Source organism: Streptococcus parasanguinis (genome assembly GCF_001069785.1).
Classification (GTDB): Bacteria; Bacillota; Bacilli; order Lactobacillales; family Streptococcaceae; genus Streptococcus; species Streptococcus parasanguinis_T.
This window is the reverse complement of the sequence record NZ_JVSR01000005.1, coordinates 20,734-28,036: the sequence shown is the minus strand read 5'-3', so window position 1 is coordinate 28,036 and position 7,303 is coordinate 20,734. Positions and strand designations below refer to the sequence as shown.

At 41.0% G+C, this 7,303-nt stretch carries 10 protein-coding genes; 8 read left to right on the top strand and 2 right to left on the bottom strand.

The window, feature by feature from the left end; all coding sequences use genetic code 11:
- Positions 1-145: 145 nt before the first annotated feature.
- Both ntdP and recX read right to left on the bottom strand, forming a co-directional pair.
- Entirely contained in the window at positions 146-679 is a 534-nt protein-coding gene (gene ntdP, locus ADG03_RS00615; RefSeq protein ID WP_003005798.1) for a nucleoside tri-diphosphate phosphatase, read from the bottom strand.
- Positions 680-774: 95 nt separating this feature from the next.
- Positions 775-1,557 carry a recombination regulator RecX gene (recX, locus tag ADG03_RS00610; RefSeq protein ID WP_049472996.1) on the bottom strand — a complete coding sequence of 261 codons (783 nt, stop codon included), beginning with the start codon at positions 1,555-1,557 and terminating at the stop codon, positions 775-777.
- A gap of 37 nt (positions 1,558-1,594) precedes the next feature.
- Between recX and rlmD the strand changes: the two genes are divergently transcribed.
- From rlmD to ADG03_RS00570, 8 genes are all read left to right on the top strand, one after another.
- Complete coding sequence (rlmD, locus tag ADG03_RS00605) at positions 1,595-2,947, top strand: 23S rRNA (uracil(1939)-C(5))-methyltransferase RlmD (RefSeq protein WP_049472994.1); 1,353 nt, start codon at positions 1,595-1,597, stop codon at positions 2,945-2,947.
- 10 nt (positions 2,948-2,957) lie between these two features.
- On the top strand, positions 2,958-3,401 hold the full coding sequence (locus ADG03_RS00600; protein ID WP_049472992.1) for a cytidine deaminase family protein: 444 nt from the start codon (positions 2,958-2,960) through the stop codon (positions 3,399-3,401).
- A gap of 13 nt (positions 3,402-3,414) precedes the next feature.
- Positions 3,415-3,651 carry a DUF1858 domain-containing protein gene (locus ADG03_RS00595; RefSeq protein WP_003014300.1) on the top strand — a complete coding sequence of 79 codons (237 nt, stop codon included), beginning with the start codon at positions 3,415-3,417 and terminating at the stop codon, positions 3,649-3,651.
- Positions 3,648-4,994, top strand: a complete 1,347-nt coding sequence (locus ADG03_RS00590; RefSeq protein WP_049472990.1) for a DUF438 domain-containing protein — start codon at positions 3,648-3,650, stop codon at positions 4,992-4,994. The genes ADG03_RS00595 and ADG03_RS00590 overlap by 4 nt, the downstream gene beginning before the upstream one ends.
- A 2-nt stretch (positions 4,995-4,996) precedes the next feature.
- Entirely contained in the window at positions 4,997-5,251 is a 255-nt protein-coding gene (locus tag ADG03_RS00585; protein WP_013903179.1) for a DUF1912 family protein, read from the top strand.
- Between the two features lie 180 nt (positions 5,252-5,431).
- The gene (locus tag ADG03_RS00580; protein WP_021152722.1) at positions 5,432-5,779 is read left to right on the top strand and encodes a helix-hairpin-helix domain-containing protein; all 348 of its coding nucleotides are present in this window, start codon (positions 5,432-5,434) and stop codon (positions 5,777-5,779) included.
- Positions 5,780-6,152: 373 nt separating this feature from the next.
- Entirely contained in the window at positions 6,153-6,731 is a 579-nt protein-coding gene (locus ADG03_RS00575; RefSeq protein ID WP_049473000.1) for a flavin reductase family protein, read from the top strand.
- Positions 6,718-7,287 (top strand): GNAT family N-acetyltransferase, encoded by a 570-nt coding sequence (locus tag ADG03_RS00570; protein ID WP_049472989.1) that lies wholly within the window; start codon positions 6,718-6,720, stop codon positions 7,285-7,287. The genes ADG03_RS00575 and ADG03_RS00570 overlap by 14 nt, the downstream gene beginning before the upstream one ends.
- The last annotated feature ends 16 nt before the right edge of the window (positions 7,288-7,303 follow it).

The window sequence follows — 7,303 nt, the reverse complement described above, 5'->3', positions numbered from 1 at the left end:
ACTTGGTTTGGGACCAAGGTGTCGCAGGTTCGAATCCTGTCTTCCCGATAGTGTATCGAAAAAGTCTAATGGTTGACATTAGACTTTTTTTGTAGTTATTTTTTTATTAATTTATAAGAAAAAAGAGCTTTCGCTCTTTTCAACTTTATTTATTTCGCAGTTCAACATAACGGTTATACCAAATTTTGATATATTCCTCAGAAAAAGGACCTTTGTTTTGGTTTATCCAATCTACTAGAACCTTAACATTTTCCTTTAAAATAAAGTCGATGTCATCTGAATAGTGCATTTTTTCTTTATGCTGCTCGTATTCTTCAACATCTAACAATTTTTTTTCACCATTGGTAAAGACCTTGACATCGAGATCATAGTCGATATATTTTAAGGCTTCTTGGTCAATGTGAAAAGGACTTGCTAGGTTACAGTAGTAAGACACACCATTGTCACGGATCATGGCGATGATGTTAAACCAATATTTTTTATGGAAATAAACGATCGCTGGTTCACGTGTGATCCAACGTCTACCATCACTTTCAGTCACAAGTGTATGATCATTTACTCCAATAATTGCATTTTCGGTTATCTTTAATACCATGGTGTCACGCCATGTACGGTGTAAACTGCCATCATGTTTATAACTTTGAATTGTAATAAAGTCGCCTTCTTTAGGTAGTTTCATAACTTACCAACTTTCTACAATCTAAGTATATCCTCTATATTGTATCATATTTTTTCAAATTTTTTCTTATTTTTCTATTTAATTTTCAATTTGGTTTATGAATCTAAGTATTCTCTAATGGCTGACGTTATATCACTATAATCGTAGCCTTTTCTGGCTAGTGCCTGAGTCAAGCGTTGTTTGAGTTCATAGCCTTCATATTTTTTACTGTATTTACGGTATTGTTTTTCTAACTCTTTTAGAATGAGCTCATTGGTTGTTTCTTCATCTGTTTCGAGCTCGAGATTTTGGAATGCTATCTTTGCTTGATTGTAAGCAAAACCTTTTGAAATGAGTGCCTGGATGATTTTCGTTTCAATGGCTTTTAACGGATATTTTCCTTGGTATTTTTTTAGGAGTTTTATTGCGGTACGGTCGATCACTTCTGAAAAATCATAGTCTGCAAGTATTTCTTGTAGGATAGATTTTGGTATCCCTTTTTGTAGAATTTTTTGTTGTAATAAGGCAGGGCCCTTATCGCCACTGAGAAGGTTGGCCTCTATCAGGTTTCTTGCATATTGACGATCATCTAACCACTTGTCTTCTTTTAGCTGTTGGACCACTTTATCAATAATGCCATTATCAATCTCATATTTTGTCAGGTAGTCTCGGACCTCTTTTGTTGTTCGAGCTTTAAAAGAAAGATGGTAAAGGGCCAGATTTTTACCATAGGAGTATTGAGCAAACTCTTGGATTTCTTTTAGTTCCTCTTCACTGATTTCTTTATCTTTGGAAAGAAAATATTTGACGATGGTGTCTTCTGTAATATAAAGTTTTTGATCATTGTCTAATTCCAGGAGGTAGAGTCTTTTTTTCTTTTCTAGTTTTGTAATTTTCATGTTTTTATTATACCGAAAAATGTGTTAAGATAGGGATATGAACGTTAAAGTAAAACAAAAAATTCCTTTGAAAATTAAACGAATGGGAATTAACGGAGAAGGGATTGGCTTTTATAAAAAAACACTTGTCTTTGTGCCAGGTGCCTTGAAGGGAGAAGATATCTTCTGCCAAATTACAAGTGTCAAAAAAAATTTTGCGGAAGCCAAACTCTTATCTGTGAATAAGGCGTCTAAGTTTCGTGTGACGCCCATGTGTGATATCTATGAGACCTGTGGGGGCTGTCAAATCATGCATTTGAAGTATGACAAGCAGCTGGAGTTTAAGACAGATTTGTTGCAACAGGCCTTGAAGAAGTTCTCACCTGAAGGATTTGAACAGTATGATATTCGGCCGACAATTGGAATGCAGGAGCCTCTTTACTATCGGGCAAAATTGCAATTTCAAACAAGGAAATTCAAGGGTCAGGTGAAGGCGGGCCTCTATGCTCAAAATTCACATTATTTGGTGGAATTAAAAGATTGTTTGGTTCAAGATCCGGTTATTCAAGCTATCGCCAATGATCTAGCGGATTTATTGACCTATTATCAGATTCCGATTGCTGATGAGCGTAAAGAACTGGGTGTCAGAACCATGATGGTTAGACGGGCTCGGAAGTCTGGTCAGGTTCAGATCATTGTGGTCACCAGTCGTCAGATTAACGTAAACAATTTGGTGCAAGACTTGGTCACGAAACACCCTGAAATTGTCACGGTTGCTGTTAACAAAAATACGTCTCGTTCTAGTGAGATTTATGGGGAACAAACGCAGATTATTTGGGGAGAAGATGCCATTTTGGAAGGTGTTTTGGATTATGAATTCTCCCTGTCTCCTCGAGCCTTTTACCAGTTGAATCCGGAACAAACTGAAGTATTGTATAGTGAGGCTGTCAAGGCTCTAGATGTTTCTCCAGAGGATAACCTGATTGATGCCTACTGTGGGGTTGGAACGATTGGGTTTGCTTTTGCTAATAGAGTGAAAAGTGTTCGGGGGATGGATATTATTCCTGAAGCGATTGAAGATGCCAAATACAATGCTAAACGGATGGGATTTGAGAATACCCACTATGAGGCTGGTACAGCAGAAGAGATCATTCCTCGCTGGTACCAAGAAGGCTATCGGGCCAATGCTGTGATCGTGGATCCACCTCGTACGGGCTTGGGGACAAAATTAATCGAGACCTTGTTGCACTATGCACCTGAAAAGATGGTCTATGTCTCTTGTAATGTCTCTACTTTGGCACGGGATCTAGTAGCTTTGACGAAGGTTTATCAGGTTGAATACATTCAATCAGTGGACATGTTCCCCCATACTGCAAGGACAGAAGCAGTTGTGAAATTAGTGAAGAAGTGAAAGAAGAAGAATGGATATTTGGGAAAAACTTTATCTTGAGGCGAAAGCTCTCTATGCGCCTCAAGAGGTTTCAGATTTTGTCTATGCTCGACATGTGGTTGCTGCTGTTGAGGCTGCAGATGGTCAGATTTTTACGGGCTTTTGTATGGAAGGAACTTGCGGCGTCTTTCATTTATGTGCGGAACGAGCAGCACTCTTCGACATGTATCAACAATCAGGACAAACCAAGGTCAAGCGCATTATTGCTTTTCGAGACAAACCTCCTTATGGAGAAGGTTCTGGGATGCCTTGTGGGGCCTGTCGTGAATTTCTCCTTGAGCTAGATGCTGAGAATCGTCATCTAGAATTTATGGTGGATTATGAGAGTCGTAAGACCATTACTTTAGGTGAATTGATGCCTCTTTGGTGGGGAGAAGAACGGGCTCGTCAAAGAGAAAATAAAGGGAATGAGTAGAGGAAATAAATAAATGGACAATGTTATTGATGTATCGATTCCAGTTGCTCAAGTTATTGATCAACATCCGGAGGTATTGGATTTGTTGGTGGAGTTGGGCTTTAAACCCTTAGCCAATCCGATCATGCGAAATACAGTTGGGCGCAAGGTTTCTTTGAAACAAGGATCAAAATTAGAAGGTACTCCTATGGAGAAGATTGTGCGAACACTAGAGGCCAATGGCTATGAAGTAGTGGGGCTAGACCAATGAGTGATGAACGAATTCATGTCTTAAGAGATATCTTATTAGAGCTTCATCATGGAGCTTCCCCTGAATCGGTTCAGGAACGGTTTGATGCGACCTTTGCGGGGGTGTCTGCGATTGAGATTTCCCTTATGGAGCATGAACTGATGAATTCAGATGCAGGGGTTACTTTTGAAGATGTTATGGAACTTTGTGATGTCCATGCTAATCTTTTTAAGAATGCTGTTCAAGGGGTCGAAGTAGCAGATACTGACCACCCAGGGCATCCTGTTCAAATCTTTAAACAGGAGAACTTAGCCCTTCGAGCCGCTATGATGCGGGTACGTCGTTTGCTAGACAATTATGAGACGACTGAGGATCCTGAGATGATTCAGGAGATTCATAAGGGCTTGTTACGTCAGCTGGGCTTGGTGGGTCAATTTGACCGGCATTACCGTCGTAAGGAAGAGTTGATGTTTCCGATTATGGAAAAATATGGGCATGATTCCCCACCAAAAGTGATGTGGGGAGTAGATGACCAGATTCGGGATCTCTTTGCGAAAGCTTTGGATGCGGCCAAGAAATTACCGGAATCTAGTATTTCTGAAGTCAAGGAGCTCTTTGAAGCCTTTGCACAAGAGTTTGAGGGCATGATCTTCAAGGAAGAGTCGATCCTCTTGATGATTTTGCTGGAGTCCTTTACCCAGGATGACTGGCTCTCCATTGCAGAAGAAAGTGATGCTTATGGTTATGCCATTATTCTCTCAAGTGAGAAATGGGTGCCGAAACGTGTGGACTTCAAGGAAGAAGGAGCAAGAGAGTCAGAGAGTTCAACTGAACCGCTTCCTTCTTCAAAAGGAGATGAGCACCGTCAGGTCATTGAAACTCCTGAGGGGCAATTGACCATTACCTTCACGCCTAAGAAAAAAGAAGAGAGCTTCGATCGCAAGCAACCACAGGCTTTTGGCCATGGCTTTCTATCTGTGGAGCAAGCGAATTTAATCTTGAACCAGTTACCAATGGAGATCACCTTTGTCAATAAGGATGATATTTTCCAATATTACAATGATGCTGCGCCTTTTGAAGAAATGATTTTTAAGAGGACGCCATCGCAGGTAGGACGCAATGTTGAGCTGTGTCACCCACCGAAATATTTGGAGAAGGTCAAAGCCATCATGCAGGGGCTTCGTGAAGGGAAAAAAGACAAGTATGAAATGTGGTTCAAATCCGAATCGCGTGGGAAATTTGTCCATGTCACCTATGCAGCCGTGCGTGATGAAGCTGGAGACTTTCAAGGCGTCTTGGAATATGTTCAGGACATTCAACCTTATCGGGAGATCGATACGGATTTTTATAGAGGAATGGAGTAAAGATGAGTTACGAAACAGAGTTTATGAAGGAGTTTGAGGAGTGGATCAAGACCCAGGTCATGATCAATGAAATGGCTCTCGAAGAAAGTAAGAAGGTTTTTGATGAAGACCAGGATGAGCGAGCTAAAATCGCGATGATTCGCTATGAAAGCCGTTTGGACGCTTATCAGTTCTTGCAAGGGAAGTTTGAAAATTTTCATGCCGGAAAAGGATTTCATGATTTACCAGATGGCCTCTTTGGTGAAAGAAAATATTAAAAACACCTTATTGAAGGCGTTTTACTAGCTAGATTTACCTGAAAATTGAGCAATGACTTGATTTTTTAGGGGATTGTGATACAATAAAAAAGTTGAAATGACATCAACGGATTTTTGAATGGAATGATAGTGATGAAACCTTGTTGCCTTAGGAATTGATCACTGAATTTAGGAGGAAAAATGGCAAAGAAGAACGTAAACCGTGCGAAACAATACAAACATCAAAATAGACATCTTTTGAAAAAAGCTGTCGCAACTGTAACTGCAGCTGTGAAAGAAACACCTAAAAAGGTTGAGAAAGCTACAAAAGCAGTGGCGAAAGAAGTGAAACAAGCGGCTTCTTCAGTGGAAGAATTTGCTGCAAGTTTGGAAGGTGTGGCACTTGATCGTGCGCAAACATTCTATGATGAAGGTATTCGCTCTGTTGCGGACTTCGCAAACTGGACAGAAAAAGAGTTGTTGGCCCTTAAAGGAATCGGCCCAGCTACAATCAAGAAATTGAAAGAACTAGGCGTTAAATTTAAATAATCGCTTTTATGATTTCTTGCTATTTCCAGGAAAACTTGCTAAAATGAACCTATTAGAGGTGTTTTGAATCCCACATTTTACAGAAAGTGGCGGTGCTGAGAAGTCCACAAATGTGTCAAAACTAGTTGCTAATGGATGAAATTAAAAAATGAAATACAAATCTTTTTGTTTCCTTTTAGGACTAGGCGGCGAGTTGCAGGTTGTACTGAAGTACACCAAGACGAGCTCACGACGTCATAAAAGTGAAACAAGAAGATTAAAGATGCGGGCATCTGCCCGAAATTGGGTGGTACCGCGGATCAACACATTCGTCCCTGTCATTAATCTGACAGGGGCGATTTTTCTTTTGCAACCCTGGCTGAAGGAGCTTGTCATGAAACAATCTTTTAACACTAGTAAACTCTACTATGGTTTTCCGATTTTCATTTTAGGGTATCAGGACCAGAACTTTGGGCACAATATCACGACCTGCAGTTCCTCTTATAGCCTGGGAGATTGGCTCGTCATAGGGGTTGGTGCTGAGGAAAATGCGGCTGACCAGATTAAGCATTATCAACAGTTCAGCGTGAACATCCCTGATGAAAACTTTATGCTTGAGATGGAGCAGGCTGGTTTTATCAGCCATCGGGAGAAGTTGAATCACTTAGGGCTAGACTACGAAATTTCTGAACGGACTCAGGCTCCGATTTTGGAGGCTTGTCCAGTCGTTTTGGATTGCCAGGTAGATCGAATTATCGAGGAAGATGGCATCTGCCATATCTTTGCCAAGATTATAGACCGTCTGGCTGATCCAGAGCTCTTAGATGACAAGGGGCATTTTAAAAATGACCATTTTGCACCGACTTACTTTATGGGGGACGGTCATCAGCGCGTTTATCGTTATCTAGATGATCGAGTTGATTCCATGGGGAGCTTTATGAAGAAAGCGAGGAAGAAGAATGACAAGAGCTGAACTGCCAGAACGAATCGAAACGGAGCGTCTAGTCTTACGAGTCCGAACAGTGGCTGATGCTGAGGATATCCATGCTTACGCCAGTCTTCCAGAAGTCTCTTACCCAGCAGGCTTTCCACCCGTCAAGACCTTGGAAGACGAGATCTATTACCTAGAGCATATCCTTCCCGATCGCAATCAAAAAGAAAATCTTCCAGCTGGTTACGGCATTGTGGTCAAAGGAACTGATACAATCGTCGGCTCTGTTGACTTCAACCATCGCCACGAAGACGATGTACTGGAGATTGGCTATACCTTGCACCCAGACTATTGGGGCCAGGGTTATGTACCCGAAGCAGCGCGTGCTTTGATTGATCTAGCTTTTAAAGAATTGAACCTTCACAAGATAGAATTGTCTTGCTTTGGTTACAACCTTCAAAGTCAACGAGTCGCGGAAAAGCTTGGCTTTACCCTCGAAGCTCGCATAAGGGATCGCAAAGATGCCCAAGGCAATCGCTGTGATGATTTGAGATACGGCTTGCTAAAGAGTGAGTGGGAGACTCAAGATCAACATTAAAAATAGAAATAATTAG